This window comes from Paraburkholderia kururiensis JCM 10599 = LMG 19447, from assembly GCF_003986935.1.
GTDB lineage: Bacteria > Pseudomonadota > Gammaproteobacteria > Burkholderiales > Burkholderiaceae > Paraburkholderia > Paraburkholderia kururiensis.
The window spans coordinates 63,064-89,065 of sequence record NZ_RJZE01000031.1; the positions used below are offsets into that span (position 1 = coordinate 63,064).

Consider the following 26,002-nt stretch of genomic DNA (forward strand, 5'->3'; position numbering starts at 1 on the left):
CAGTGTAGGTCGCCAGAAAACGCGTGGCGAAAAGAATTGACGCGCCGGGACCAGCGGCTTCAATCGCATGAGCAGGCGAATCTGCGGCGGATTATTCGCAGCAGATCGCTTTGTCGATATGCGCCTATATCAGACGTGAGTTCATGGCGCCCAAGAGAAGCAAGGCTGGGCAATCGCAATGCGTAAATCGCGTGACAGCCGAACGTCGCCTGAATGACAATCGCTGCCGGAGTATCGGGCGCTATAACGCTATTACCTGCAACCGACAAAACGCCGACAAAACGAATAAGCCGCGGAAATAGCGCGCAGTTCGTTCACGGTCACGGCAAGCCGAATCGCAGCACGGGTTGCCGATGTGATCGCTTGAAGCCCACCCCATCCGCCACGTCGCGTCGACGCCCGCAAATAGAGGCAGACAAATGACGTCTTTCCCGTCCCACTGCCCCGCGCATTTAACGCCTTTCCTTAATGCGTTTAACCGAATTGTCATATAAGAGACCCATCCCATATTCTGAGCAGATTCGACGCCATTTCAGTCATCTGCCATTACACTTTTACGCCTTCTAGCCCTCGTCTTATTCAATGTTTCTCGTGCCTTTCTCGAATCTTTCATAAAGCGACCGTATCTTGCTCGCTTTCTTGACAACGACCCGGGAATCACACCATGCCCGTGCACCGCACGCCACGCTTCGTTTCGCCTCACGCTTTCGCCATGGCCGTCGCCGTCTCGTTCCTCGTCGCTGCCTGCGGCGGCGGCGGGGTGAGCGACAACGCGCCGCCCGCCACCGTCGCGAAAGTGCCCTCGCCGCCGGCCGACCCGGGCTTCGTCGACAGCGCGCCGGTGCAGGCCAACGTGCTCGCCTTCGTCGACAACGCGGCCACGAACCAGCGCGGCGACGCGCGTTACGCCACGATGAGCACGAACGCCGGCGTGCGCGTGCTGAACGGCTTTCGCACGCTCTGGCAACCGCTCACGGACCTCGTGGACGCCGGCGTGAACGCGCCCGCTGTCGGCAGCTTCCCCGCCATCACCGCGTCGACGTGGACCGGCCTGCCGAACGACGGCACGCCGAACGGCACCGCGCTCAACCCCACGGTGCTCAACGCAAACATCCAGTACGTGGTGGGCGCCACCACGCAGCGCACCGCGGCCCAGGCTTCAGCCGCCTACTTCGACGACCGCCGCGGCAAAGGCTACAGCGTCACGGACGGCATGGGTCCGCTCACCACCGCATGGCGCACCGCTGCGCAGCAGACCACGAGCATCACCACGATTCCCGCCGACGCCACCACGACGCTCTACAACGACAGCGGCAACAACACGGGCGTGGGCGGTAGCGCGAATGCGCAGTTCGGCGCCGTGGTGGACCTCGTCAACGCGATGGGCACGAACGGCTCCACGGAACCCGCGAAGCGTTTCTACAAGTACGAGCGGCCGTACCGCTGGAGTTCGAGTGTCGTCGTCGCGCCCACGCTCGTGCCGGCCGAAAGCACCACGCCCGCAACGGACGGCGGCTTCCCGAGCGGCCATGCCGCGGAAGCCATGCGCGATGCGCTCGCCATGGCCTACGTGGTGCCCGAGCGTTACCAGGAAATGCTGAGCCGCGCGCTCGAACTGGGCGAGAACCGCATCTTCGCGGGCATGCACTCGCCGCTCGACGTGATGGGCGGCCGCATACTCGCCGAAGCCGTGGTCGCGGCGAACCTCGCTGATCCGACCAACGCCACGCTCAAGCAGACCGCCGTCCCGCTCGCGCATGCCACGCTCTACGCCGCCACCGGCACGACGGCGGCTACGTTCCCGGCGTTCGCGGAGTCGGGCACGACGGCGACAGACCGCTTCGCCGACTACGCCACCAACAAGGCCAACTATCTGCGTCGCCTGACCTACGGCTTCACGCCCATCGCCGCGACCACTGCGGCGCCCGTCGTGCCGAAGGGCGCCGAGGTGCTGCTGGAAACGCGCCTGCCCTACCTCAGCGCGGACCAGCGGCGCGTCGTGCTGAAAACGACCGAACTCGCCTCGGGCTACCCACTGCTCGACGACGCCGAAGGCTGGGGCCGCCTCAACCTGTTCGCGGCGGCGGACGGATACGGCCAGTTCTCCGGCAACGTGAGCGTGACGATGGACGCCACCCAGGGCGGCTTCAACGCCGCCGACACGTGGCGCAACAACATCGGCGGCAGCGGCAAGCTGACCTTCGCGGGCACGGGTGCGCTCACGCTGGCGGGCGCGAACAGCTATAGCGGCGGCACCGAGGTGCAGGGCGGCACGCTCGTAGCCGCGTCGCCGCAGGCCTTCGGTGCCGGCGATGTCTACGCGAGCGGCGGCACGGTGGTCGTCCGCACGGGCGCACGCATGAGCATCAACGGTCAGTACACGCAGTTGAAGAACGCCACGCTCGAACTGGATCGCGGCGCGGGCGACACGGGCCGGCTCGCCGTGGCCGGGCTCACCACCTTTGTGGGCGGCACGTTGCACGTGAAGTTCGCGGCGGGCGCCGCGCCGAAGGTGGGCGACATCGTGCCGCTGATCGACAGCGCGCAGTTGCAGGGGCGCTTCGATTCGGTCGTGGTGGACGGCTTCAAGGTGACGCCGCTCTACAACTCGGGCGGCGTGGAAGTGCGCATCGACGGTTGAGGCCGAGCTTCGTCACGGCAACGGCGGCGAAGAAAAGGGTGGATGCAAGCGCGGCAAGGTAGCTGCCGCGTTTTGCTCGCGCCCACTCGCCGCCGCGACTGTTGCCTTCCGGCACCGGCGCGGCTCACGACATGAACATCCCGCCATCCACGTTGATGGTTTGTCCGGTGATATAGGCCGCGTCGCCGGAGGCGAGGAACGCCACGAGGCCCGCCACGTCCTCGCCGCTGCCCGCGCGTTTCATGGGAATGCCCTTCACCCATTCCGCCATGAGTTCGCCGGGTTGGTAGTCGCCCAGCAGCTTGCCCCAGGCCTCGTCGTTGTAGGCCCACATCTCCGTCGTGATGATGCCGGGGCAAAACGCGTTGACGGTGATGCCCGTAGGCGCCAGTTCTCTTGCGAGGCTCTGCGTGAGCCCCACCACGCCAAACTTGCTCGCCGCGTAGTGCGGCGTATAGATGAAGCCCTGGCGCGCCTGGCCCGAAGCGGTGTTGATGAGACGACCCGGCTTTCCCCCTGCGAGCATGCGTGCCGCTGCCTCCTGGCAGCACAGGAACACGCCCTTGGTGTTGACGGCGAGAATCTTGTCCCACTCTTCTTCCGTGAGGTCCTGCAGTTTCGCGATCGTGATGACGCCCGCGTTCTGCACCGACACGTCCACCTCGCCCAGCTTCGCCGCCACTTCGTCGTAAAGCGCCTTCACCTCGGCTTTGTCCGTCACATCGGCTTCTACCGCGATGGCGTTGAAGCCCGACTCGCGCAGTTGCGCGGCGGCGTCGAACACGCGTTTCTCGTTCGCGCACAGGCACACCTTCGCGCCCTCGCGCGCAAAGCGCTCCGCAATGCCGAGGCCGATGCCGCGGCTGCCGCCCGTCACCACGACTACCTTGTTCGTGAAACGTCTGATTGCGTCGTTCATGTGGGTTTGTCCTTGCTGGTTAGTGGCCATGCCGCGGGTGCCGATGCCCTCACTCGAGCCGCGCGATCCAGCGCAGCCATTGCGCGTGATGCCTGGCCGCCTGCTCGCGGCCACTGCCGGGCACGACGCGTCGCAGCACCTTGCGCTGCGCGCGGTTCGCGCCCAGCTCGCTCGTCAGGCCTAACTGCAGCAGGCCGAGCGCCGCGGCGCCCGCCGCCGAAATTTCCGTCAGTTCGAGCGTGCTCACCGGGCGGTCCAGCGTGTCCGCCAGAAACTGCATGAGAAACGGACGCTGCACGAGCCCGCCGTCCAGAAACAGTTCCACGAGCGGCAGTTGCGCCGCGCGTTCCATCACGGTGATCACGTCCTTGATCTGATAGACGATGGACTCGTACGCGGCGCGCACCACGTGCTGCCACGACGTCGAGAAGTCGAGCCCCACAATCTGCGCGCCGCCCGGGTACTTCCAGTGCGGGCAGCCGATGCCGGAGAACGCCGGGATGAAATAGACGCCGCCGTTATCGACTTCGCTGAAGGCCTGCTCGGCGGCAGCGAAGTCGTCGAAGAGGCGCAGTTTGTCCTTGAGCCAGCCGGGCGTGGAACCCGCGCTGATCACGATGCCTTCGAGCGCATAGTCCACGCGTCCGCGCGCGCCGAAGCAGAGCGTGGAGACGAGGCCGTCGACAGGCGCCTGCGGCCGCGGCCCCACGTTCATCATGATCGACGAGCCCGTGCCCATCGTGGCCTTGGCAAGGCCCGGCGAGAGGCAGCCTTCGCCCACGGCGGCGGCATGCGAGTCGCCGATCATCGCCACGATAGGGATGGGCTTCGGCAGCAAGCCGTCCAGGTCCGTCGAACCGAAATCCGCCGCCGAAGGTTTCACGTCGGGCAACCGCAGCGCGGCAAGCCCGAATTCGTCGATCAACTCGCGATCCCAGTTCAGCGTGTGCAGGTTGAACAGCATCGTGCGCGACGCGTTGGTGTAGTCCGTGAGATACGACGCGCCGCGCGTGAGCTTGAACAGCAGCCAGCTATCGACGGTGCCGAAGCGCGCCTCGCCCGCCTCCATCGCGCGGGCCACGTGGGCGTCGTTGCCGCGCAGCCAGATCAGTTTCGACGCCGAAAAATACGGGTCGATCAAAAGCCCCGTGCGCTCGGCAATGCGCGCGGCCATGCCGTCGCGGCGCAATTGCTCGCAGATGCCAAGCGAGCGCTGGCACTGCCACGACACGGCGGGCGCGAGCGGCTCGCCCGCGGCGTCCCACAGCACGGCCGTTTCGCGCTGGTTCGAAATGGCCACGCCCGCGAGTGCGCCGACGTCGCCATCGAAGGCCGCGAGGCATTGGGCCGCAGCCGTGAGCACCGAGCCATACAGCGCGTGCGGGTCCTGTTCGACGAAGCCGGCCTGCGGGTACGTGCAGCGCACAGGCGCGAACCCTTTCGCGCGAACGGTGCCCTCTGCGTCGAAGATCAGCGCTTTGGTGCCGCTCGTGCCCTGGTCGATGGCCAGCACATATTGCATTGAGGACATTGACGAAGTCCGTGAAGTTTCAACACTGTTTGCTATTGGCGGGCGCGGCAAGGCTGGAGGGCCTGGGGTCTGGATGCAAGGAACAGGCGCCCGCAGTCACGCCTCACGCCGTGGCGAGTTCCATCACGCGCACGTCGCTCGCCTCTTCGCGCGGCAGCACGCCCTTGCAGCGGCCGCGCGCCAGCACCATCACGCGGTGAGACAGACCCAGCACCTCGTCGAGGTCCGAACTCACCACCACCACGGCTACACCGCTCGCCGCGAGTTTCGCAATGACCTCGTAGATGGCGGCGCGCGCGCCCACGTCGATGCCGCGCGTGGGCTCGTCGAGAATCACCACCTTCGGTTCGCGCGCCAGCCACTTCGCGAGCACGACCTTCTGCTGGTTGCCGCCCGAGAGGCTGCCCGCGCGCTGCTGCGGCCGCCCCTTCACACCGAGCCGCGCGATCAGCCCGTTGGCGAACTCACGCACCTGCTGCGGCTGCACCCAGCCACGCGCGCCGAGGCGGTCGAGGCTGCCGTACGCGAAGTTGTCTTCAATGGAGTGTTCGAGCACGACGCCCTGCTCCTTGCGGTCTTCGGGCACGAGCACCACGCCTGCGCGAATGGCTTGTGCCGGGCTGCGCAGATGCAGCGCCTCGCCCTCCACGAGCACGCTGCCAGACGAAACGGGATCGGCACCCGCGATGGCCCGCACGAGTTCGGTGCGCCCCGCCCCGACGATGCCCGCAATGCCGAACACCTCGCCCGCGCGCACGGCAAACGAAACGTCGCGAAACGCGCCCTGTTGCGACGTCAGCGAACGCACGTCGAGCACCGTGCGTTCGCGCGGCGCGGCAAAGTGCGGAAAGATGCGCTCCACGTTGCGGCCCACCATCTGCTCGATCAGCGTCTTCACGGGTACGCTGCCGTTCTCGTGGCTCGCAATCAGCCGCCCGTCGCGCAGCACGACGATGCGGTCGGCAATGCGCTCGATTTCTTCCAGCCGGTGGCTGATGTAGATGAACGACACGCCCTGCGCGCGCAGCTTCGCGATCTGCTCGAAGAGCCGGTCGGTTTCCGCGCCGCCCAGCGCGGCAGTGGGTTCGTCGAGAATCAGCAGGCGCGCATCGAGCGTCAACGCCTTGGCGATTTCCACCTGCTGCTGCGCCGCCACCCGCAAGGTGCGCACGAGCCGGCTGGCCGACACGTCGAGCCCGAGTCGATGCAACTGCTCTTCGGCGCGGCGCGACATCTTCGCGCGGTCGATCTTGCCGTGCCGCATGGGCAGCCGTCCGACGAAGACGTTCTCCGCAATGGAGAGATCGCGCAGCAGCCGCGTTTCCTGATGGATCAGGCCGATGCCGCTCGCGAGCGCGTCGCGCGGCGACTGCGGGGCATACGGCTCACCACGCCAGAACATGCGGCCGCCGGCATCGGGTTCGAGCGCTCCGGCAATGATCGACGAGAGCGTCGATTTGCCGGCGCCGTTCTCGCCCAGCAGCGCCACCACGCTACCCGGACGCACGTCCAGATCGATGCCGTCCAGCACCGTGTTGCGGTTGAAGGTCTTGCCGATGCCTCGCACGACGAGCCCGTCGTGCGTCACGTCGGGCATACCGTCGCTGATCTGGCCCGAGGCGGCTGCGCTCGCGATCATGATGAACTCCGTTACGGATGCTGCGAGATGAACGGCCCGACGTTCTCTTTGGTGGTGAGCGTAGCGGGCAGCAGCTGCTGGGCCGGCACGCTCTTCTTCGCGATGAGCTCAAGCGCCGAGTCCACGGCCATGCGGCCCATGCGCTGCGTCTGCTGCGTCATGGTCACGTCGATCACCCCGTCGCGCACGGCCTTGAGGCCGGCCAAGTCGCCGTCGAAGCCGGCGATCAGCACCTTGTGCCCCACGTTCGAGACCTTGACCGCCTGCGCGGCGCCCAGCGCCATTGCGTCCGCATGGCCGAAGATCACGTTGATGTTGGGATTGCGCTGGAGCATGTCCTGCGCCACCGCGAAGCCCTTGTCCTGCGCCCACTCGGCGGGCTGGCGCGCCACCACCTTGATGCCCGGCGCCTTCGCGATGGCCTTGCTGAAGCCCTTTTCGCGCGCGAGTTCAGGCGTCGTGCCCAACTGGCCCTGCAGTTCGGCGAGCGTCGCGGTGCCCTTGGTCTGCTTCACGATCCACTCGCCCAGTTGCTCGGCGGCGGCTTCGCTGTCGGTCGCGATGAAGGTGTTGCCCGGGGCGTCCGGCGGGTTGCGGTCCACGGCGATCACGGGCACGCCCGCGGCCTTCGCGGCGCGCACCGGCACGCCGGCAGCCGTCGCGCCGGCCGGAATGTAGATGAGCGCGTCGATCTTGCGCGTGAGCAGATCCTGAATCTGGTTGACCTGAGTGGCGGCATCGCCCTTCGCGTCGACCGTGATGACGTTCACGCCCTTCTCTTTGCCGTAGGTTTCCACCGACTGCTTGATCTGGTTGAAGAAGTCGGCCTGCAGGTTCGCAACGGCAAGACCGATGGTGGTGGTGCCCGCCGCCGACGCGCTGGGCGCGGCCAGCGCGAAGCCGAGCGAAGCAGCGAGGGCAAGCAGGGATGCACTGGCGGAACGTCGATTCATGTCTGTCTCCTGGTGATGCTTGTTGTTGATGTGACGCGGTTGAGGTGATGCGGTTGAGCTGATGCCGTTGAAACGGAGAGGCCCGGAAGCGAAGCGGCTCGAAGCGAAGCCGCCCGGAAGCGATGAAACGGCCCGCGCACTCCGGCGCCATACGGCCCGGCTTGCGGCAAGTGAAAAGCGAGCCGCGGCCGGCCGGATCCCTACGCGGCGTTGCGGCGGCGCAGTGTGTCGGCACCCACGGCGAGCACGATCACGAGGCCGATCACGATCTGCTGCACGAACGGCGACACGCCGATGAGGTTGAGCCCGTTGCGCAGCACGCCGATGGTCAGCACGCCCACGGCCGTGCCGAGCACCGTGCCCGTGCCGCCCGCGAGGCTCGCGCCGCCGATCACCACGGCCGCGATGGTGTCCAGTTCGTAGCCCGTGCCCGCGCTGGGCTGCGACGAATCCAGGCGGCTCGCCAGCACCACCGCCGCCACGCCGGCCAGCGCGCCGCACAGCGTGTAGACCGCGAGTGTCGTGGCACGCACTTTGATGCCCGCAAGGCGCGCCACCTCGGCGCTGCCGCCGATGGCGTAGAGGCTGCGTCCCGCCGCGCGGTATTTGAGGATCACGAAGCCCACCACCATCAGCGCGACGAAGAGGCCCACCGTCGCGGAAAGAAAGCCGAAATGGCGGTCGATGGAAAGTGCCGTGAACCAGTCCGGGTAACCCACGATCTGCTCGCCGTTCGTGATGATGTTGGCGAGCCCGCGCGCCACGGACATCATCGCGAGCGTCGCGATGAACGCTGGCAGGCGCATCACGACGTTGAGCAACCCCGAGACGAGGCCGCACAGCCCCGCCACGAGAATGCTCGCGGGAATCGCGACGACGAACGGCAGGCCCGCGGTGTTGGCGAGCCAGCCCATCACCATCATGGCGAGCGCCAGCACAGAGCCCACCGAAAGATCGATACCGCCGATGATGATCACCGCCGTCATGCCGAGCGCCATGATGCCGAGCACTGTGATCTGATCCAGCACGTTGAGCAGATTGCGCACCGAGAGGAACGACGGCGTGAGAAGCGAGATCACCACGCACAGCAGCACGAGGCTGATGAGCGGTCCCTGTTCGAGCAGCACGGGAAGCCACGCGCGGCGCGAGAACCCGGCCGCGGCACTGCCAGCACTGGCAGCACCGGCGGCGCCGGAACGGCCGGCTGCGCGGTCCGGCAGTTCAACGCTGTTTTCGATGGACTTGCTCACGTCTCGTCTCCTGTTTTTCCCTTTGCTACACGGCTCGACTCGCGGCTCGGCACGCGAGTCGACTCGCGACTCGACTCATGCATTGGCGCCGCACACTGCTCGCGCCACCGGCACGCAGAACGCCAAGGCAGCCGCGCGCGAAAACACAGCGCAAGAACACAGCGCAAAACCCGGCCGCGTCAGCAGATCGTGTATCCGCCGTCGATCATCAGGTCGGCGCCCGTAATCATGTCCGCGCCGTTCGATGCGAGGAACAGGATCGCAGCGGCAATCTCGTCGGTATAGGCGAAACGGCCTGCGGGAATCAGTTCCTTCATGCGCTCGCCCTTTTCGCCTTCCCACGCGGCGGCGCCCATCGGCGTGAGCACGACCGTGGGCGACACGGTGTTCACCGTGATGCCGCGCCGGCTCCATTCCTTCGCGAGCACCTTCGTCATGCCGATCAGGCCAGCCTTCGCCGACGTGTACGCGCAGTGCTGATCGATCGCGACCGTGGCCGCCTGCGACGCGATGTTGATGATCTTGCCGCGATGCCCGCGTGCGAAGACATGCCGCGCGAAGTGCTTCGAGCACAGGAACGGCCCCGTCAGATTCACGTCGATCTGCCGGCGCCATTCTTCCAGCGTGATGTTTTCGGCGGGCGTGAGCGTGATCGTGCCCGCGGCGTTCACGAGCAGATGCAGCGCGCCGAAGCGTTCGGCTGCGGCGTCCATGGCCGCGGCCACGTCGTCTTCGTTGCCCACGTCGCAGGGAAAGGCCGCGGCGTGGTCAGCGCCCAGCGTTTCGATGGCGGCGGCCACGCGCTCCTCTTCGAAGCGCGGGTAAAAAATCGCGACGCGCGCGCCCTTGGCGATCAGCGCTTCGTTGGTGGCCATGGCGATGCCGCCCAGGCCGCCCGACACGACAGCCACCTGGCCATCCAGCCGGAAATTGAAATCGACGCCGTGTCTCAACGACATGTCGTACTGCGTTGCCATGCCCATCTCCTGAATGTCTGCCTGTTTCGTCGGATGCTTTAGGCCGGGATTTTTAGGTGGGTTTTGCGTGGGCGCCGCCCCGCGGCCATAAGGCCATAAGGCCCTGCGGCCCTGCGGCCCTACGCCGCCGCGAGCGGCATGCCGACCAGCTCCAGCACCGCGCTTTCGATGCCCCGCGCGTCGATGCCGTAGTAACGGCGAATACCGGCGCGCGTGCCGTAGTGCGCGAACTCGCCTTCGGTCACGCCAAGCATGCGCAGCCGCCGCGCCACGCCGCGCCTTGCAAGCTGCACCGCGATCAGCGCGCCGATGCCGCCGTGCAGCGAATGCTCTTCCACGGTCACGATGTCGTCGTGGGCACACAGTATGTCGGCGAGCAGGTCGGAGTCGAGTGGCCGGATGGACGAGAGGTTCACGAGCGTCGGCGCCACGCCGCGCGCGCCAAGCGCCTCGCAGGCGGCGAACGCCTCGCCCACCACGGAGCCGAGCGCCACGATCGCCACGCGCCGCCCGCCAGCTTCGTCGACAGGCTGGCCGCGCCGCAGCACGTCGGGCTGGCCGGGCTGGAAGGCGTAGTCCGCCTCGTGCAGCACGGGGAATTTCGCGTTGTCGAGCCGGATATAGACCGGGCCCTCGAAGGCCGCCGCGTAGCGCACGATCTGCGCGGCCTCCAGCGCATCGCACGGTGCAAAGATCTGGACATTGCCGAGCCCGCTCATGATCGAAACGTCGTCGATGGCATGGTGCGTGGAAGCGAGCGGCCCGTAAGCGACGCCCGCGTTGAGCCCCAGCATCTTCACGTTGGTCTGGCTGTAACAGACGTCGTTCTTCACCTGTTCGTTGGCACGCGCCACCAGAAACGGCGCCGCGTTCGCCGTGAACACCACGTGGCCGGCGAGCGCCATGCCCGCCGCCATGCCCACCATGTTCTGCTCCGCGATGCCGACGTTGACCACGCGGTCGGCGTAACGCTTCTGGAAGGCACCGATCTTCGAGGTGGAGGTGGAATCACTCACCATCACGATCACGTCGGCGCCGCCGTCGGCCAGCTCCGTGAGCGCGCCGACCACACCGTCACGCAGATCCGCCGCTTCATGCATGGTCCAGCTCCTTCAGGGCGAGCGCGAGCTCGTCTTCGTTCGGGTACTTGTGATGCCAGGCCGCCACGTTCTCCATGAACGACACGCCGCGGCCCTTCACGGTCTGCGCGATGACTGCCTTGGGCTTGCCATTGCGAAAATCCAGGCTTTCCATCAGTTTCGAAAGTTCGGCGGGGTCGTTGCCGTTCGCCTCGTGCACTTCCATGCCGAAGGCGGCGAACTTCTCGCCGAGCGGTTCGGGATCCATGATGTTTTTCGTGGCGTCCGCCAGTTGCAGGTGATTGCGGTCCACGATTACGACGAGGTTGTCGAGCCGAAAGTGGCTGGCCGCCATCGCGGCTTCCCAGTTCGAGCCTTCTTCGAGTTCGCCGTCGCCGGTCAGCACGAAGACGCGACCCGGCACGCCGCCGTCCCGCGCCTGGCGGCGCTTCGCGAGCGCGAGGCCGGTGGCGATGGGCATGCCGTGCCCGAGCGCGCCGGTATTGACGGTCACGTACCCGGGCAGCTTCTGGCGCACCGGGTGGCCGGGCAAGCGCGAGCCGTCGCGCAGATACCCGGAGAGTTCCTCGTCGGCGAGCCACCCCAGCTCGGCGAAGCAGCAATAGAGACCGCCCACGCCATGGCCCTTGCTCAGCACGAACTGGTCGTGCCAGACCGGTGCCTGCGGCAGCTCGGCGCGGTAACGCATGACCCGGAAGTAGAGCGCCACGAGAATGTCGACCTCGGACATATCCGCGCCCGTGTGGCCGTTCTTCGCATGCGCGTTCATCACGCAGATGCGCTTGCGGATGGCCCGCGCACGCGCCTTCAGGTCGGGTTCGTCGAGCCGGAATGGGTTTTCCATGTACTTTCCAATTGTTTCCTTTTGCTTGCCTTCAGTTTCTATTTCAGGGAAGAGAAAGTCAAGTCGTTTCCTATGCTTTCCGGACCAGGGAATACCCTCGAAGTAAGGCATAGCCTCGGACAAGCCGCCATTGCGCGCTGCACAGAGACGCTCTCGCGCGCTGGCAACGCGTCACACGACTTTCCAAAAAGAAAGCCGCGCTATAATCGACGGAAACCATACGCAAGAAGCCATGCGCAGCTGCGCCCGGCATCGCCGCCCACGACGCGATGCGACGGCCGGCCCGCAGGCGCCCTACCGGAAAGCACGATGGATCAGAAAACCCGCTGGGAAAACATCTACGCGAGCGTGCGCGACATGAAAGCCGTGAGGCTCTCGGACCTCGCGCGCACCTTCAACGTCTCCATGCCCACCATCCGCAAGGACGTCGACGCGCTGGAACGCGACGGGCTCGTGGAGCGCGTGCACGGGCTCGTGCGCCTCAAGACGCTCTCGTACATGTTCGACGGCACGGGCATGAGTCACCTGCAACCCACGGCCGCCAAGGTGTGGATCGGCGCGAAGGCGGCCACGCTGGTGGGCAACGGCGACTCCATGATCCTGGACTGCGGCGCCACCACCACCGAAATGGCGAAGAACCTGGTGGGCCGCCAGCATCTGCGCATCGTCACGAACGCGCTCAACATCGCGATGCTGCTTGGCAACGAACCGTCGAACCGCGTAATGCTCACAGGCGGCCAGTTCATGCCGGAGACGCTTGCCGTGTCCGGCGAGAAGGCGTCGGCGTTCTTCGAAGGCATGTTCGTGGACAAGCTGTTTCTGGCGGCGGGCGGCGTCTCGAAGGAAGGCGGCATCTCGTATCCCGACTTCATCGACCTGCACGTGAAGAGCGGCATGATCGGCGCCGCGCGGCACGTCTATCTGCTCGCGGATTCGCAGAAGTTCGGCCGCCGCGAGTTCGCCACGTTCGGTGCGATGGACCGCGTGCATACGGTCGTGACGGACCGGGGCCTCGCGCCCGAATACGCGAAGTGGCTCGACGGTATGGGCGTGGAAGTGATCTACGCGGACGCGCCGTCGCCGTAACGGCGGCGGCCCAGGGCAACCGGAAGCACGCCGCCGTCGAGGGTTATCCCGGATGTCGTCGTGCGCTCAGATTTGTATGATGACCATATCACCCGATCACCTAGGCACCATGTTCGAGACCATTTCCGCGCCCGCCATGAGCGAGCGCGTCGCCCAGCAACTGCTCGCGCAGATCGACGCCGGCAGCTTCAACAGCACCGGCAAGCTGCCCACGGAAGCCGTGCTCGCGCGCGAATTCGGCGTGAGCCGCACGGTGATCCGCGAAGCCGTTTCGCGACTCAAGAGCGAAGGCGTGGTCGAGCCGCGCCAGGGCAGCGGCGTCTATATCGCGCGGCATGCGGCCATCCGGCCGCTGCGCATCGATTACGCGGAGGCCGTGGAGTCGTCGGGATCGCTCGCGCATCTGCTCGCCGTGCGCCGCGCCATCGAGGCCGAGGTGGCCGCCGAGGCCGCCCTGCACTGCACCGCCGCCGGCATGGACGAGATCGACGCCGCCCTGCATCGCATCGACGAAGCCGTGGCCGAAGGCCGCGACGGCGTGGCCGAAGACATGGCGTTTCATCGCGCCATCGCGGTCGTGACGGGCAACCCGTACTTCCTCAAGACACTCTCGTTTCTGAACCAGTACCTCGAAGCCGGCATGAAGGTGACGCGCGGCAACGAAGCCACGCGCGAGGACTTCTCGCGGCAGGTCCGCGAAGAGCACGCGGCCATCGTGGATGCGATTCGCTCGCGCGACCCCATGGCGGCCCGCAACGCCGCCCGCACGCATCTGTACAACGCCGCGCGCCGCCTCGCGGAAGCCGGCATCAGTTGAACGCGCTGAATGCGCGGAATGCGCCGAATGCGCCGAATGCGGCGGCAATAACGCGCCGCTCTCTCTTGCGAATGACCAGGATCTGCCATGTCACGAAATGTTGGAGTCATCGGCCTGGGGGCCATGGGCCTGGGCGTTGCCCGCTCGCTGTTGCGCGCCGGTTTTCGCGTGCACGCCTGCGACGTGCGTGCCCACGTGCTCGAAGCGTTTGCTGCTGAAGGCGGCGTGGCCTGCGCCACGCCAGCTGACGTTGCCGCGCAATGCGACGTGGTGATCACGCTCGTCGTGAACGCGGCGCAAACCGAAACCGTGCTGTTCGGCGAGCACGGCGCCGTGGCCGCCATGAAGCCGGGCAGCGTCGTGATAGCGAGCGCCACGGTCGCGCCGGACTTCGCCGTGGCGCTCGGCAAGCGTATCGAGGCGGCGGGCGTGCAGATGCTCGACGCGCCCGTCTCCGGCGGCGCCGCGCGCGCGGCATCGGGCGAGATGACGATGATGACCTCGGGCCCGGCCACCGCCTACGCCGCGTGCGAAGACGTGCTCGCCGCCATCGCGGGCAAGGTCTATCGGCTGGGCGACGCGCACGGCGCCGGGTCGAAGGTGAAGATCATCAACCAGCTGCTCGCGGGCGTGCACATTGCCGCGGCAGCCGAAGCCATGGCGCTCGGCCTGCGCGAAGGCGTGGACCCCGATGCGCTCTACGACGTCATCACGCACAGCGCCGGCAATTCGTGGATGTTCGAGAACCGCGTGCCGCACATCCTGAACGGCGACTACACGCCGCTGTCCGCCGTGGACATCTTCGTGAAGGACCTGGGCCTCGTGCTCGACACCGCGCGCCGCACGAAATTCCCGCTACCCCTGTCGGCCACGGCGCACCAGATGTTCATGAGCGCATCGAGCGCCGGCCACGGCGGCGAAGACGACGCGGCGGTCGTCAAGACCTTCCCCGGCATCACGCTGCCGGGCGCCCGCTGATCTGCAAACGCAGCGCCTCGAGCGTTGTAAGGCCTGCAAAGAACGTCTTTCATGAGCCCCTCATGAGTACCGATACCGAAATCCAAACCGCCCAAACCGTTTCCCGTCCCCTGCTGGGCTGCATTGCCGACGATTTCACGGGCGCCACCGACCTCGCCAACATGCTCGTGAAGAGCGGCATGCGCACGGTGCAGACCATCGGCGTGCCCGAGCCCGACGCACACGAAAATGCAAACGGCGTGCAGACGCTCGCCGCCGACGCCATCGTCGTCGCGCTGAAGTCGCGCACGATTGCCGCCGCGCACGCCGTCGCGCAATCGCTCGCCGCGCTCGAATGGCTGCGCACCCAGGGCTGTCGCCAGTTCTTCTTCAAGTACTGCTCGACGTTCGATTCCACGGACGCGGGCAACATCGGCCCCGTGGCCGATGCGCTGCTCGATGCACTGAGCGATGTGTCGAGCGATGCATTGGCCAATGCCTCCGGCAGCGGCTTCACGATTGCCTGCCCCGCGTTCCCCGAAAACGGACGCACGGTCTACCGCGGGCATCTCTTCGTGGGCGACGCGCTGCTCAACGAGTCGGGCATGGAGCACCATCCGCTCACGCCGATGAAAGACGCCAACCTCGTGCGCGTGCTGCAACGGCAGACGGCATCGAAGGTTAGCCTGGTTCGCTACGACGCGATCGCGCTGGGCGCCGCGGCCGTGCGGGCCTCCATCGACCAGCTGCGCGCCGAAGGCGTGCGCCTCGCGATTGCGGACGCGCTCACAGACCGCGATCTCTACGTGCTCGGCGAAGCCTGCGCGGACCTGCCGCTCGTGACCGGCGGCTCCGGCGTCGCGCTCGGCCTGCCCGCGAATTTCCGCCGCGCCGGGCTCTTGCCCGAACGCGACGACGCGGACGCGCTGCCGCGCATCGAAGGCCATGCCGCGGTGCTGGCCGGCAGCGCGTCGAAGGCGACCAACGCCCAGGTGGCCGCGTGGCGCGCGCATCGTCCGGCGTTTCGCATCGACCCGCTGGCGGCCTCGCGCGGCGAGCCTGTCGTCGACGAAGCACTCGCCTTTGCGCGCCGTCATCTGCCCGAGCCCGTGCTGATCTACGCCACCGCCACGCCCGACGAAGTCAAGGCCGTGCAGCAGACGCTCGGCGTGGAGGCCGCAGGGCACCTCGTGGAAAGCACGCTCGCCGCCATCGCGCAGGGCCTGCGCGAAGCCGGCGTGACGAGGTTCGTCGTGGCGGGCGGCGAGACCTCGGGCGCGGTCGTGCAGGCGCTCGGAGTGAAGGCGTTGCAGATCGGCGCGCAGATCGACCCCGGCGTGCCCGCCACCGCGACCATCGACGCGCGGCCGCTCGGCCTCGCGCTGAAGTCGGGCAACTTCGGCGCCGTGGACTTCTTCGAGAAGGCGCTGCGCGAACTGCAAGGAGCCCACTGATGAGCGCTGAAGCGACACTGCGCGAAGAAATCTGCACCGTGGGCGCGAGCCTCTATGCGCGCGGTCATGCCGTGGGCAGCGCGGGCAACATCAGCGCACGCCTCGCGGACGGCTGGCTCATCACGCCCACCGACGCGTGCCTCGGCCGGCTCGATCCCGCGCAGATCGCGAAGGTGGACGCGAACGGTGTGGCCGTGTCGGGCGCCAGGCCGTCGAAGACGCTGGCCCTGCATCGCGGCATCTATGCACGCAATGCGGCAGCGCACGGCGTCGTGCACACGCATTCCACGCATCTCGTCGCGCTCACGCTCGCGGGCGTGTGGCGCGAGACCGACGTGGTGCCACCCATCACGCCGTACTACGTCATGAAAGTGGGACACGTGCCGCTCATTCGCTATCGCCGGCCCGGCGACCCCGAGGTTGCCGCCGAAGTGGCAGCACTCGCGGATCGCGTGCGCGGCGTGCTGCTGGAACGCCTGGGCCCCGTGATGTGGGGCGAGTCGGTCTCGCAGGCGTCGTATGCACTCGAAGAACTCGAGGAGACAGCACGGCTCTGGCTCATGACGCAACCGAGGCCCGAGCCGCTTGCCGAAACAGCCATCGACGAATTGCGCTCGACTTTCGGCGCACGCTGGTAGCCGTTTTTTGCACGCCCTGCGGACGCGGCTACGTGGAAGGGTTTCCGCACTGCGTAAGCACAGGCTCCGCGAGCCGCTACGTGATCGGCACCCTTGCCGTGGCTCACGCCGACGACGCGGGTCAACCCATAATCTGCGCGGACACGTCGCGAGCGTGCCCTGCGCCCCACTCACCTTTCAGGACTTGCCGCCATGCCTCGCTTCGCTGCCAACCTCTCGATGATGTACAACGAGCACGCGTTCCTCGACCGCTTCGCCGCTGCCGCGCGCGACGGTTTCAAGGCCGTCGAATATCTGTTCCCGTACGACTTCGAAGTTGAGGCGCTGCGCGCCCAGCTCGACGAACACGGCCTCGTACAGGCGCTTTTCAACGCGCCGCCCGGCGACTGGGCCGCGGGCGAACGCGGCATCGCGGCGTTGCCGGGCCGCGAAGACGAGTTCAAGCGCAGCATCGATACGGCCTTGCGCTACGCCAGCGTGCTCGGCAACACGAAGCTGCATGTCATGGCCGGGCTCGTCGCGGCGGGCGCAGACCGCGCGCGCTATCACGCGACTTACGTCGCGAACCTCGCCTATGCCGCGCGAACCGCTGCCACACAGGGCATCACCGTGTTGATGGAGCCCATCAACACGCGCGACATGCCGGGCTATTTCCTCAACCGCCAGGACGACGCGCATGCGATTCGCGCCGAAGTGGGCGCGCCCAATCTGAAGGTGCAGTTCGACTGCTACCACTGCCAGATCGTGGAAGGCGACCTCGCGATGAAACTCAAGCGCGACTTCGCGGGCATCGGCCACATCCAGATTGCGGGCGTGCCGGAGCGGCACGAGCCGGACATCGGCGAACTGAACTACCCGTACCTGTTCGAGCTGATCGATGCGCTGGGCTACGACGGCTGGATTGGCTGCGAGTACCGTCCGAAGGCGGGCACCTCCGATGGGCTTGGCTGGCTCAAGCCTTATCTGTGAGGCGCGGTCCGGTCTTGCGGCTCCATTCGAATCTGTATCTGCAACCATCACCGTTGCTGTTTCAGCTATTCAAACGAGGCACATGACATGAAGGTACTGATCACCGGCGGCGCCGGCTTTCTCGGCCAGCGCCTCGCCCGCAGGCTGCTCGAACGCGGCGAACTCGCGGGCCCGAACGGTCGCGCCGAAAAGATTTCGACGCTCGTGCTGCTCGACGTGGCCGCGGCCCCTGATTTCAGCGATGTGCGCGTGAAGACGATGGTGGGCGACATCGCCGATCGCGCGGTGCTGGAACAGGCCATCGATACCGACACGGCCGCCGTGTTCCACCTCGCCGCCATCGTGAGCGGCCAGGCGGAAGCGGAGTTCGATCTGGGCATGCGCATCAATCTGGACGCGTCGCGCACGCTGCTCGAAGTGTGCCGCGCGCGCGGGCACCGTCCGCGTGTGGTGTTCACGAGTTCGGTCGCCGTCTACGGCGGCACGCTGCCCGACGTAGTGCGCGACGACACCGCGCTGAACCCGCAGTCGTCGTATGGCACGCAGAAGGCGATTGCCGAACTGCTGCTCAACGACTACACGCGCCGCGGTTTCGTGGACGGCCGCGTGCTGCGCCTGCCCACCATCAGCGTGCGGCCGGGGCGGCCGAACGCGGCGGCGTCGTCGTTTGCGAGCGGCATCATTCGCGAGCCGCTGAACGGCGAGACGAGCGTGTGCCCCGTGCCGCGCTCCACCCGCCTGTGGCTGCTCTCGCCGCGCCGCGCCATCGACGCGCTGGTGGCGGGCTGCGAACTCGACGCCGCGGTGCTCGATGCGCTGCCGGGCAACCGGCGCGTCGTCAATCTGCCGGGCATCTCGGTCAGCGTGGACGAGATGATCGCGGCGCTGCGCGAAGTGGCCGGCGACGAGGCAGTGAAGCGCATTCGCCATGAAGTGGACGACCGCATCGCGAAGATCGTGGTGAGCTGGCCGGGCCGCTGGGACACCTCGCGGGCCGAACGGCTGGGGCTGCATGGGGATGCATCGTTCGTGGAAGTGATTCGGGCGTATGTGGAGGATGAGCGCAAGTAAAGGCCCGGCGCATTGTCCACTCCAGGTGAACTGACTTTAAAACCCTCGACGACTTCCGCCGCAAGGGTCCCGATCCTAGACTCACCTCCATCGCGACAATCGCACGCCGTGCGACTCGCATCATCGATCGGGACCCGTCATGAAGAAGATTCTGCTTGCCGTACTCGCCACGCTGGGCGCGTCGGCCGCGTTTGCCTCGGCCTCAGCTTCAGGTTCAGCCAGCCATGCACGTGCCGTCAATGCCGGCGCGCCGCGCCACCCCACCACGTACCACACCGTGAAGGTGGACGGCCTCGACATCTTCTATCGCGAAGCCGGCCCGAGCGATGCGCCCACTATCCTGCTGCTGCACGGCTTTCCGTCGTCGTCGCGGATGTTCGAGCCGCTCTTCGCGCGCCTCTCGGAGCGCTACCATCTGATCGCGCCGGACTACCCCGGCTTCGGCCATAGCGACGCGCCCGCACCGCAGGACTTCGCCTACACGTTCGACCATCTCGCGGCCGTCACGAACGACTTCCTCGAAACGCTGGGCGTGCAGCGCTACGCGATGTATGTGCAGGACTACGGCGGACCGGTCGGCTTTCGCCTCGCGCTTGCGCATCCCGAGCGCCTGACCGGGCTCATCGTGCAGAACGCGGTGGCGCACGAAGACGGCCTCGGCCCGCTGTGGGAAAAGCGCCGCGCGTTCTGGGCAAACCGCGAAGCCAACGAAGCCGACTTGCAGCGCACCTTCCTTTCGTTCGACACGACGAAGCAGCGCCACGTGGGCACGAGCCCGCATCCCGAGCGCTACGACCCGGACCTGTGGACCGACGAATACGCGCTTCTCACACGCCCGGGGCAGAAGGCAATCCAGACCGACCTTTTCTACGACTACCGGACCAACGTGGCGTCGTATCCCGCGTGGCAGGCGTGGCTCAGGAAGACACAGCCGCCCACGCTCGTGGTGTGGGGCCGCTACGATCCGTCGTTCCAGGTGGCCGAGGCCGCGGCGTACCAACGCGATCTGCCCCATGCGGAGATTCACGTGATCGACGCCGGTCATTTCGCGCTGGACGAACGCGCAGACGAAGTAGCGGCGCTGGTCGGCCGCTTCATGCAACGCCTGCCCCAAAGCTGAAAGCGAAGACCCCGCGTGGCCGGTGCGTACAATACGGGCTCTCCGATTCCCGAAAAGAGCCCTCGTATGGCAATGAAGAAAACCGACCTTGAGAAGAACAAGGCGCTCAAGCTGACTCATTCGATGAAACAGACGCATTCCGATCGCTTCGGCAAAGGCGCGACCGAAGCACCCGTGAGCCGCAAGGAGCAGCGCAAGCTGGACCAGGCGAAGGGGCTCGTGCCGTTCGCGTGCAAGCTGGACAGCGAGCTCGTGGAAACGCTCAAGGCGCGCGCGTCAGGGCATCCTGAAGGCATGAATGGTCTCGTCGACGAATTGCTGCGGCGTGCGTTGGCGGGCGGCGATCAGGCGGCTTAATCAGGCGGCTTGAGCGGGGCGTGGCGCAGCCCGCGTTGGTCTCCGCCTACCTTCAGCCCATCTCCAGCCCACCTTCAGCCCATAACGCTGCCGCGGCCCCCACAAGCGGCGCGGCGGCAGCGTTGCAAGTCACGCGGCAAAGCCCCCACCTCACAGCCCCGCCACACCCGTTCGCTTCGCCCGAACCGCTATTCCGGATCGTTGCCGATGCGCTCGAACCGGATCATCTGTTCGGCCTTCGTGCCGTTCGACTCTTCGCGGTACACCGTGCCGCAATACACCACGCGATAACCGTCGCGCGCCCTCACCTCCGGCAGGTTGCCGGCCGGCCTGCTGTCCACGCCGCCCAGCCCGGCTGCGGGCGCCGGAATGTAGTTGTCGAGCGTGGCATTCGACGTAACGACGTTGTCGTGCCAGACCGACGCGTCTCGCTTCGCTTCCAGCGACTTGCCGTCGGTGTCCACGGTGTTGTCGGTTGCGTCCATGCCCGCGCTGTCCACGGAAACAATGCGGCTGTTCGCGCGCTGCACCGGGTCTCCCGCCTCGCGCGTCACCTTGTCCATGTCGATGGACGGCAACGCGGGCTTATCGCGGGTCGAAGTCGCCTCGGCGGAGCCGGCGTGCTGGGTCTGTCCGAACTCCTTCGCCTGCGTGGCGGCGTCGGGCGAATCACCGGCCGCGGGCGTCTTGGCCGGGCTTTTCGCGGCCATCTCTTTTTGCTGCTGCTGGGTAGGATTGGCTTCGGCGTTCTGCATATCCACCTCACGTACTCGAGTGCTCATCGGGATGCTGTCGTGAGAGCGCGCGCATGCGGCGTGCCCGGCCTTTCTCTTCTGTAAAAGGCACTACGGCAGCAGTCCGAACACCGCCACGCCGCTGGTCGTGCCGACATACACGTGCCCATGCGCGATCATCGGCGTGATGAACTTGTTGCCGGCGCCGAACGTGTCGCGCGAGCCGGCCTGGTTGCTGTTGTACAGCTCGTCTGCGAGATTGCCAGCGTCGAACGCGTGCAACGCCGCGACGCTGCCGTTCTCCGCCGCCCAGACGATGGCATTGCTCGATCCGTTCGCGGAAATACTGGGTGTCGCGCCGGGATACTGGAACGTGCCTGCGCTTTGCGAAGCCGGCGCAGTGGCGAGACGTGCAGCGGTGATCGGAAACGCCTTGAGGTGATCGCCGAGCGCGCCGATGTAGACCGTGTTGCCGTAGAACGCCGGCATGCCGAACACGCCGGCCGCGAGTTGCCCGTCTATCTCCTGCCAGATCACGTTGGTCGAGCTGTTGAACTTGCCCATGGCGTCGCGATTCACGACGTAGATCTTCGCGTCCTTGCCGGCGCCTACGGCAAGATGACGCACGGTGCCGCTCGCGTCGGCGAGATCGGGCAGCACCAGCGCGCCGCCCGAGCCGAGGTCCTGGTCTCGCGACGAAAGCGCCGCCGTATCGAAGGTCGCGAAATAATCCGCGACTGCGAGGCGAGGCGAAGTCGCGAGCTTCAGGAACGTGTTGCCATAGTCGCCGCTCGACGGAAAGCCCTGTGCGTCGAGCGTGGCATCGAACGTGCCGTTCGCGTCGAGCAGATAGAGCGAGGTGCCGTCCGAGGCCATGCCCGCCCCGCTCATCCATACCGATCCCTCGCTGCCGTTCGGCGTGAGATTGAGCACGCTGGTCTGCGTGAGCGTGGCGGCGCTGTACGCCATCACCCAGCCGCCATACACGCCCTGATCGCAATGCGAGGTCCACCCAGATACACGTTGCCGTTGACGAGCGCGAGCGCCTGGCGCTCCGCGTATTGCTGCGGGTCGAACACCGTCACGCCGTTGCTGCTGTTCGCGCCCGAGCCGGGATAGGTCGCGGCGATCTGCGCCGGCCCGCCGAGCGCCTCGGCGCCCGTCGTGAGATCGAGAGCATGTAGACGCTGGTGAATGGCGCCGCTCGCGTCCTTGCTCATGGCGACGGCATAGAGCACGCCATTCGCGCCGCGCGTGCGATCGATCACCGGCGTCGCGGTAATGCCTATTTCAGGCGTGATCTGCTGGCAGTTGCGATCGTCGCTCGTGGTCTCGCCCGAGCCCAGCAGCGAACGCTGCCAGAGGGGCGTGTTGGTGTCCGCGTCGAATGCGTAGACGCTGGCGTGCTCGGTGGCGACGTAGACCACGTTGTGCGGCTTGCCGCCAATCGAGAGGCTGCTCACGTAGAGCGGCTGCGCGTCCACCTTGCCGTCCACGGCGAGGAACGCGACCTTGCCGAAATGCGCGGGATTGACGTTGGCCGGCGTGAGCGTCGTTTCGGCCAGGTACTGCCCCGTGCGCGCGGCGTCGTTGTGATACATGAGCACGTCCGTGGGGGACGATACCGTGGTGTTGGCCGGCGCGGACGGTGTGGACGTTGCGGCTGCGCTGCCGGATCCACCGCCTCCCCCGCCGCACGACGCGCAGATTGCGACGATGAGGCATGCCATTGTCGCGAAGGCCGTACCGCGGCGCGCGGTGGCGCGGGCCTGTACCTCGCGGAGGTGGAGCAAGCGGTGCATGTGCGTCTCCCGCGCGGCCTGAAGGCCGCGAAGACTGCGTGTCTTGCCGATGCAGAGTCCGCCGTGGGCTGCGCGTTGCGGCACGGGGAATGAGCAATTGCCGTACCGGGGGAGGTTTATTGCGCCCTATTTTCAGGGCGTTATCGACGTGAGAAAGCCATGCTAGCCGGGTCTGCGGCCAATAGAGAACGAGCCCCAAAAGCGAAACGAGCCCTACGCCGCCCGAAAGCCGCGTAGAGCCCGTTCCAAAAAAAGTGACACACCCCGCAAGAGGCGCGTCACCGAAGGTACTGCGTGGACGTTTATTGCAGGAGCTTCAGCACTTGCTGCGGCAGCGAGTTCGCTTGTGCGAGCACCGAGATACCGGCTTGCTGCAGCACTTGCGCCTTCGAGAGATTCGCCGTTTCCGAAGCGAAGTCCGCGTCGACGATCTGCGACTGCGCGGCATTCAGGTTGGTCGATTCCGTCTGCGTGTTGCTGATGGCCGACTGGAACGTGTTCTGCGTTGCACCCAGCGTTGCCTGGAAGTTGTTGACTTGCGCCAGCGCGGCGTCGATTGCCGTGATCGCGTTCTGCGCACCCGAGGTGGTCGAGATGTCGATACCCGAAACGCCGAGGCCCGACGCGTTCCACGTCGTCGAACCGAAGTTCGCCGTAATCGTCTGGTTGGCCGATGCGCCGATCTGGAAGTTCACGCTGCCGAGGCCGCCCAGCACGCTCTGGCCGTTGAACGTCGTTTGCGTTTCAACGCGGTTGATTTCCGTCAGACGCGTCGTGACTTCAGTCTGCAGGTTCGCTTGCGCTGCCGAGCCGAGCGAGCCGTCGCCCGATTCCACGGCCAGCTGGCGGATACGCTGCAGGTTGGCCACGGTCGACGAGATCGCGCCCGAAGCGGTTTGCACCATCGAGATACCGTTGTTCGCGTTCATCACGCCCTGGTTCAGCGCGTTGATGGCGGCGGTTTGCGTCGTGGCGATCGCGAGGCCGGCGGCGTCGTCAGCGGCGGTGTTCACGCGCTTGCCCGACGACAGACGCGTAATGGCTTGCGACAAGGCGCTTTGCGAACCGGACAGGTTGGTCTGCGTCGTCAGCGACAGGATGTTGGTGTTGATGTTCAGCATGGCTTCCTCTAATGAATTCGGTTGGGTATCCGGTTGAGTAACAGGACGATGGTGGTGGTGCTCGCTTGCTGCGGTCCGTTCCAGCAACCTGTATGTCCGGGTTATCGTCGGGCACGGGACAAACTTGAGGGGGAAGCCATCGTTGCGACGGGGAATCGCCCGCCGGCGTGAGCACCGGCGGGGAATGCGGGGAAGGCGGCGTAATAAAAGGTAACGGGACAACGGCGGACGTGCCCGTATATAGGTCCGGAATGACGCAGCGGTCCCCACGGTCCTGAGCGGTCCTGCGGTGGTCCCGCAGGAATCCGTCAGCGAGTCGTCTACGAATAGAAAGAAGACGACGGCAACGTATCGTTCAACGCCCACTCGCCGAGTTCCTGAAGCTTGTAATCGACGGGATCGTGCAGCGTCTGCGTGCGCAGATTGCGCCAGAAGCGGTCGAGTCGCAGCGCGCCTTGCGTGGCCCGAGCACCGGCCACTTCGAACAGCCGGCTCGTCAGATCGAGCCCCACGCGCGTGGCCGCTACCTTCGCCGTTGCCACCGCCACGGCCACCTGCCCTCGTCCCGCTTCGTCCAGCGCCGTGCCTTCGTTCCATGCCGCGTCGAATCGCGACGCCGCCTGCTGCACGAGAAGCCGCACGCTTTCCAGGCCTACCCAAAACTCTCCATAGCGCAACAGCGTGTAAGGATCTTCGTTCGCGCTCTTCGCGGGCGATTTAAACCATGGCCGCGACTCGTGCAGCGTGTAGTGCTTCATCTGCGCGAACGCGCCTTCGCTCACGCCGAGAAACAGGTGCGCGAAGATCAATTGCGCAAGCAGCGGCCGCAGGCACGCAAACGGCGTGCTGAGCGGCCCCGGATCGAGCAGCATTTCGCTTTCCTGGACGCGTACCTGATCGAACACGGCACTGCCGCTATCGGTTTGACGCTGGCCGAAGCTGTCCCAGTCCGAAGGGATGGTGATGCCCGCGCGCGCGGTGGGCACCGCGGCAATCAGCAGCTTGCCGCTGGCTTCATCCACGCCGGACGCAATCAGCATGTCCGAATCGAACGCACCGGAGCAAAAGCTCTTGCGGCCTGAAAACTCATAGCCGCCATCGACTTTACGCACGACAGTCCGTTTGTCGAGCGGATTGAGCGCGTTGCCCCAGAACCGGTTGTGGCGTGCTGTCTCTTCGAACCAGGGCTCCCACTGGGCGGGCCGCGCGAACAGTTGCACCGTGGCCAGCAGCAGATGATGAAAACCGTAGACGTGCGCGATGGAGCTGTCCACGCGCGCGAACTGCCTGACCGTATCAAGCGTTTCGATCCAGTTCGCGCCCTGCCCGCCGTACTGCTTCGGAATGGAGAGTGCGAGCAGACCGCTGCCGCGAAGCGCATCGCGCTCCGCTTTCGGCGTGCCGCCGCGCGCGTCGCGCTCGGCAGCCGTTGCGGCGAAGTCTTGCACGAGACGGTCAATCGTCCGCTGAATCAATGAGAAGTCGGACTCGGATGATAAGGACATGGGTCTTGCCTCCAGCACGGGATGGGAGCGGGTTCAACCCGCTATCTTAAAAGCGCGCCGCGCGCGCGTCCCGGCCAGAATACCGAATGCTTCGAAGCGTGAGTGATATGGGCGGCGAGGATGAGGGCGCGGGATCTCCCTATTCACGATTCGACCTGTCCATATAACCACCCACGGCATGACGAACGCAGACAAAAATATTTGTCAGCCCGTCATGCCGTTCTCTAGCATCGAGCCCTGTCGAACCCCAAAACGAACCCCACATGCACAAACGAAAACTGCTCGGTACGGCGCTGACAGCGCTCCTTCTCGGCTGGAGTATTGCGAATGCGGCCTCGGCCGCAACTACGGAAAAGACGCTTCGCGTCGGCATCATGTCCGGCGAGGACGGAGCTATCGTTGAAAGTGGTGTACGCGGCGTAGGGAAGAGGCAGGAGAAGGCGGTGGCGATTGAAGGAGAATGTTGCTTCTCACGGTAACACTTCCACAATCGAACTCCACCACCATGGCGAAACAT

Annotated in this window: 22 protein-coding genes and 1 pseudogene; 11 read left to right on the forward strand and 12 right to left on the reverse strand. The window is 66.2% G+C overall.

The annotated features are described in order from the left end of the window. Positions 1-664: 664 nt before the first annotated feature. Positions 665-2,641, forward strand: a complete 1,977-nt coding sequence (locus tag PKKP23_RS29360) for an acid phosphatase (protein ID WP_126879450.1) — start codon at positions 665-667, stop codon at positions 2,639-2,641. 124 nt (positions 2,642-2,765) lie between these two features. On the opposite strand, the gene PKKP23_RS29365 is transcribed toward PKKP23_RS29360, so the two are convergent. The 8 genes from PKKP23_RS29365 to PKKP23_RS29400 all read right to left on the reverse strand — a co-directional run bounded on the left by PKKP23_RS29365 (position 2,766) and on the right by PKKP23_RS29400 (position 11,854). After that, positions 2,766-3,560: a glucose 1-dehydrogenase gene (locus PKKP23_RS29365; RefSeq protein WP_017778266.1), complete on the reverse strand. Its 795-nt coding sequence runs from the start codon at positions 3,558-3,560 to the stop codon at positions 2,766-2,768. Between the two features lie 49 nt (positions 3,561-3,609). Further along, positions 3,610-5,091, reverse strand: a complete 1,482-nt coding sequence (locus tag PKKP23_RS29370) for an FGGY family carbohydrate kinase (protein WP_240659180.1) — start codon at positions 5,089-5,091, stop codon at positions 3,610-3,612. 103 nt (positions 5,092-5,194) lie between these two features. After that, positions 5,195-6,730 carry a sugar ABC transporter ATP-binding protein gene (locus PKKP23_RS29375; RefSeq protein WP_126879451.1) on the reverse strand — a complete coding sequence of 512 codons (1,536 nt, stop codon included), beginning with the start codon at positions 6,728-6,730 and terminating at the stop codon, positions 5,195-5,197. Positions 6,731-6,741: 11 nt separating this feature from the next. Then, positions 6,742-7,683, reverse strand: a complete 942-nt coding sequence (locus PKKP23_RS29380; protein ID WP_126879452.1) for a sugar ABC transporter substrate-binding protein — start codon at positions 7,681-7,683, stop codon at positions 6,742-6,744. Between the two features lie 200 nt (positions 7,684-7,883). Further along, complete coding sequence (locus PKKP23_RS29385) at positions 7,884-8,933, reverse strand: ABC transporter permease (RefSeq protein ID WP_017778262.1); 1,050 nt, start codon at positions 8,931-8,933, stop codon at positions 7,884-7,886. A 179-nt stretch (positions 8,934-9,112) separates the two neighbouring features. Then, positions 9,113-9,910 (reverse strand): GolD/DthD family dehydrogenase, encoded by a 798-nt coding sequence (locus PKKP23_RS29390; protein WP_126879453.1) that lies wholly within the window; start codon positions 9,908-9,910, stop codon positions 9,113-9,115. A 119-nt stretch (positions 9,911-10,029) separates the two neighbouring features. Then, positions 10,030-11,010 (reverse strand): transketolase family protein, encoded by a 981-nt coding sequence (locus PKKP23_RS29395; RefSeq protein ID WP_126879454.1) that lies wholly within the window; start codon positions 11,008-11,010, stop codon positions 10,030-10,032. Then, positions 11,003-11,854 (reverse strand): transketolase, encoded by an 852-nt coding sequence (locus PKKP23_RS29400; RefSeq protein WP_126879455.1) that lies wholly within the window; start codon positions 11,852-11,854, stop codon positions 11,003-11,005. The genes PKKP23_RS29395 and PKKP23_RS29400 overlap by 8 nt, the downstream gene beginning before the upstream one ends. A 309-nt stretch (positions 11,855-12,163) precedes the next feature. Between PKKP23_RS29400 and PKKP23_RS29405 the strand changes: the two genes are divergently transcribed. The 9 genes from PKKP23_RS29405 (at position 12,164) to PKKP23_RS29445 (ending at position 20,323) form a co-directional block, all read left to right on the forward strand. After that, a complete protein-coding gene (locus tag PKKP23_RS29405; RefSeq protein WP_017778258.1) occupies positions 12,164-12,940 on the forward strand; it encodes a DeoR/GlpR family DNA-binding transcription regulator in 777 nt (258 codons plus the stop codon). 109 nt (positions 12,941-13,049) lie between these two features. After that, the gene (locus PKKP23_RS29410) at positions 13,050-13,757 is read left to right on the forward strand and encodes a FadR/GntR family transcriptional regulator (protein ID WP_126879456.1); all 708 of its coding nucleotides are present in this window, start codon (positions 13,050-13,052) and stop codon (positions 13,755-13,757) included. An 87-nt stretch (positions 13,758-13,844) separates the two neighbouring features. Beyond that, positions 13,845-14,735, forward strand: a complete 891-nt coding sequence (gene ltnD / locus PKKP23_RS29415) for an L-threonate dehydrogenase (RefSeq protein WP_126879457.1) — start codon at positions 13,845-13,847, stop codon at positions 14,733-14,735. A 62-nt stretch (positions 14,736-14,797) separates the two neighbouring features. After that, positions 14,798-16,168: a 3-oxo-tetronate kinase gene (otnK, locus tag PKKP23_RS29420; protein ID WP_126879458.1), complete on the forward strand. Its 1,371-nt coding sequence runs from the start codon at positions 14,798-14,800 to the stop codon at positions 16,166-16,168. Further along, positions 16,168-16,806, forward strand: a complete 639-nt coding sequence (gene otnC / locus PKKP23_RS29425; protein ID WP_126879459.1) for a 3-oxo-tetronate 4-phosphate decarboxylase — start codon at positions 16,168-16,170, stop codon at positions 16,804-16,806. The genes otnK and otnC overlap by 1 nt, the downstream gene beginning before the upstream one ends. Before the next feature lie 192 nt (positions 16,807-16,998). Continuing rightward, positions 16,999-17,775 carry a 2-oxo-tetronate isomerase gene (otnI, locus tag PKKP23_RS29430; RefSeq protein ID WP_126879460.1) on the forward strand — a complete coding sequence of 259 codons (777 nt, stop codon included), beginning with the start codon at positions 16,999-17,001 and terminating at the stop codon, positions 17,773-17,775. Between the two features lie 87 nt (positions 17,776-17,862). Continuing rightward, positions 17,863-18,846, forward strand: a complete 984-nt coding sequence (gene denD / locus PKKP23_RS29435; protein WP_126879461.1) for a D-erythronate dehydrogenase — start codon at positions 17,863-17,865, stop codon at positions 18,844-18,846. Between the two features lie 139 nt (positions 18,847-18,985). Then, positions 18,986-19,966 carry an alpha/beta fold hydrolase gene (locus tag PKKP23_RS29440; protein WP_126879462.1) on the forward strand — a complete coding sequence of 327 codons (981 nt, stop codon included), beginning with the start codon at positions 18,986-18,988 and terminating at the stop codon, positions 19,964-19,966. A 66-nt stretch (positions 19,967-20,032) separates the two neighbouring features. Continuing rightward, a complete protein-coding gene (locus tag PKKP23_RS29445) occupies positions 20,033-20,323 on the forward strand; it encodes a hypothetical protein (protein WP_126879463.1) in 291 nt (96 codons plus the stop codon). A gap of 188 nt (positions 20,324-20,511) precedes the next feature. Here PKKP23_RS29445 and PKKP23_RS29450 read toward each other — a convergent pair whose 3' ends face one another. From PKKP23_RS29450 to PKKP23_RS29465, 4 genes and pseudogenes are all read right to left on the reverse strand, one after another. Further along, a complete protein-coding gene (locus PKKP23_RS29450) occupies positions 20,512-21,078 on the reverse strand; it encodes a DUF3005 domain-containing protein (protein WP_126879473.1) in 567 nt (188 codons plus the stop codon). 90 nt (positions 21,079-21,168) lie between these two features. Continuing rightward, positions 21,169-22,787 (reverse strand): annotated as a pseudogene (locus PKKP23_RS29455) (pyrrolo-quinoline quinone). A 374-nt stretch (positions 22,788-23,161) separates the two neighbouring features. After that, entirely contained in the window at positions 23,162-23,980 is an 819-nt protein-coding gene (locus PKKP23_RS29460; protein WP_017778247.1) for a flagellin domain-containing protein, read from the reverse strand. 320 nt (positions 23,981-24,300) lie between these two features. Then, entirely contained in the window at positions 24,301-25,485 is a 1,185-nt protein-coding gene (locus PKKP23_RS29465; protein ID WP_126879464.1) for an acyl-CoA dehydrogenase family protein, read from the reverse strand. A 263-nt stretch (positions 25,486-25,748) separates the two neighbouring features. Here PKKP23_RS29465 and PKKP23_RS34345 point away from each other — a divergent pair, with 263 nt between their 5' ends. Further along, a complete protein-coding gene (locus PKKP23_RS34345; RefSeq protein WP_176049098.1) occupies positions 25,749-25,964 on the forward strand; it encodes a hypothetical protein in 216 nt (71 codons plus the stop codon). Positions 25,965-26,002 lie beyond the last annotated feature (38 nt).

Bases quoted from the DNA above. Each gene is read 5' to 3' on its own strand.
- PKKP23_RS29360 (WP_126879450.1), top strand. From the start codon at position 665: ATGCCCGTGCACCGCACGCCACGCTTCGTTTCGCCTCACGCTTTCGCC.
- PKKP23_RS29365 (WP_017778266.1), bottom strand. From the start codon at position 3,560: ATGAACGACGCAATCAGACGTTTCACGAACAAGGTAGTCGTGGTGACG.
- PKKP23_RS29370 (WP_240659180.1), bottom strand. From the start codon at position 5,091: ATGTCCTCAATGCAATATGTGCTGGCCATCGACCAGGGCACGAGCGGC.
- PKKP23_RS29375 (WP_126879451.1), bottom strand. From the start codon at position 6,730: ATGATCGCGAGCGCAGCCGCCTCGGGCCAGATCAGCGACGGTATGCCC.
- PKKP23_RS29380 (WP_126879452.1), bottom strand. From the start codon at position 7,683: ATGAATCGACGTTCCGCCAGTGCATCCCTGCTTGCCCTCGCTGCTTCG.
- PKKP23_RS29390 (WP_126879453.1), bottom strand. From the start codon at position 9,910: ATGGCAACGCAGTACGACATGTCGTTGAGACACGGCGTCGATTTCAAT.
- PKKP23_RS29395 (WP_126879454.1), bottom strand. From the start codon at position 11,010: ATGCATGAAGCGGCGGATCTGCGTGACGGTGTGGTCGGCGCGCTCACG.
- PKKP23_RS29400 (WP_126879455.1), bottom strand. From the start codon at position 11,854: ATGGAAAACCCATTCCGGCTCGACGAACCCGACCTGAAGGCGCGTGCG.
- PKKP23_RS29405 (WP_017778258.1), top strand. From the start codon at position 12,164: ATGGATCAGAAAACCCGCTGGGAAAACATCTACGCGAGCGTGCGCGAC.
- PKKP23_RS29410 (WP_126879456.1), top strand. From the start codon at position 13,050: ATGTTCGAGACCATTTCCGCGCCCGCCATGAGCGAGCGCGTCGCCCAG.
- ltnD (WP_126879457.1), top strand. From the start codon at position 13,845: ATGTCACGAAATGTTGGAGTCATCGGCCTGGGGGCCATGGGCCTGGGC.
- otnK (WP_126879458.1), top strand. From the start codon at position 14,798: ATGAGTACCGATACCGAAATCCAAACCGCCCAAACCGTTTCCCGTCCC.
- otnC (WP_126879459.1), top strand. From the start codon at position 16,168: ATGAGCGCTGAAGCGACACTGCGCGAAGAAATCTGCACCGTGGGCGCG.
- otnI (WP_126879460.1), top strand. From the start codon at position 16,999: ATGCCTCGCTTCGCTGCCAACCTCTCGATGATGTACAACGAGCACGCG.
- denD (WP_126879461.1), top strand. From the start codon at position 17,863: ATGAAGGTACTGATCACCGGCGGCGCCGGCTTTCTCGGCCAGCGCCTC.
- PKKP23_RS29440 (WP_126879462.1), top strand. From the start codon at position 18,986: ATGAAGAAGATTCTGCTTGCCGTACTCGCCACGCTGGGCGCGTCGGCC.
- PKKP23_RS29445 (WP_126879463.1), top strand. From the start codon at position 20,033: ATGGCAATGAAGAAAACCGACCTTGAGAAGAACAAGGCGCTCAAGCTG.
- PKKP23_RS29450 (WP_126879473.1), bottom strand. From the start codon at position 21,078: ATGCAGAACGCCGAAGCCAATCCTACCCAGCAGCAGCAAAAAGAGATG.
- PKKP23_RS29460 (WP_017778247.1), bottom strand. From the start codon at position 23,980: ATGCTGAACATCAACACCAACATCCTGTCGCTGACGACGCAGACCAAC.
- PKKP23_RS29465 (WP_126879464.1), bottom strand. From the start codon at position 25,485: ATGTCCTTATCATCCGAGTCCGACTTCTCATTGATTCAGCGGACGATT.
- PKKP23_RS34345 (WP_176049098.1), top strand. From the start codon at position 25,749: ATGCACAAACGAAAACTGCTCGGTACGGCGCTGACAGCGCTCCTTCTC.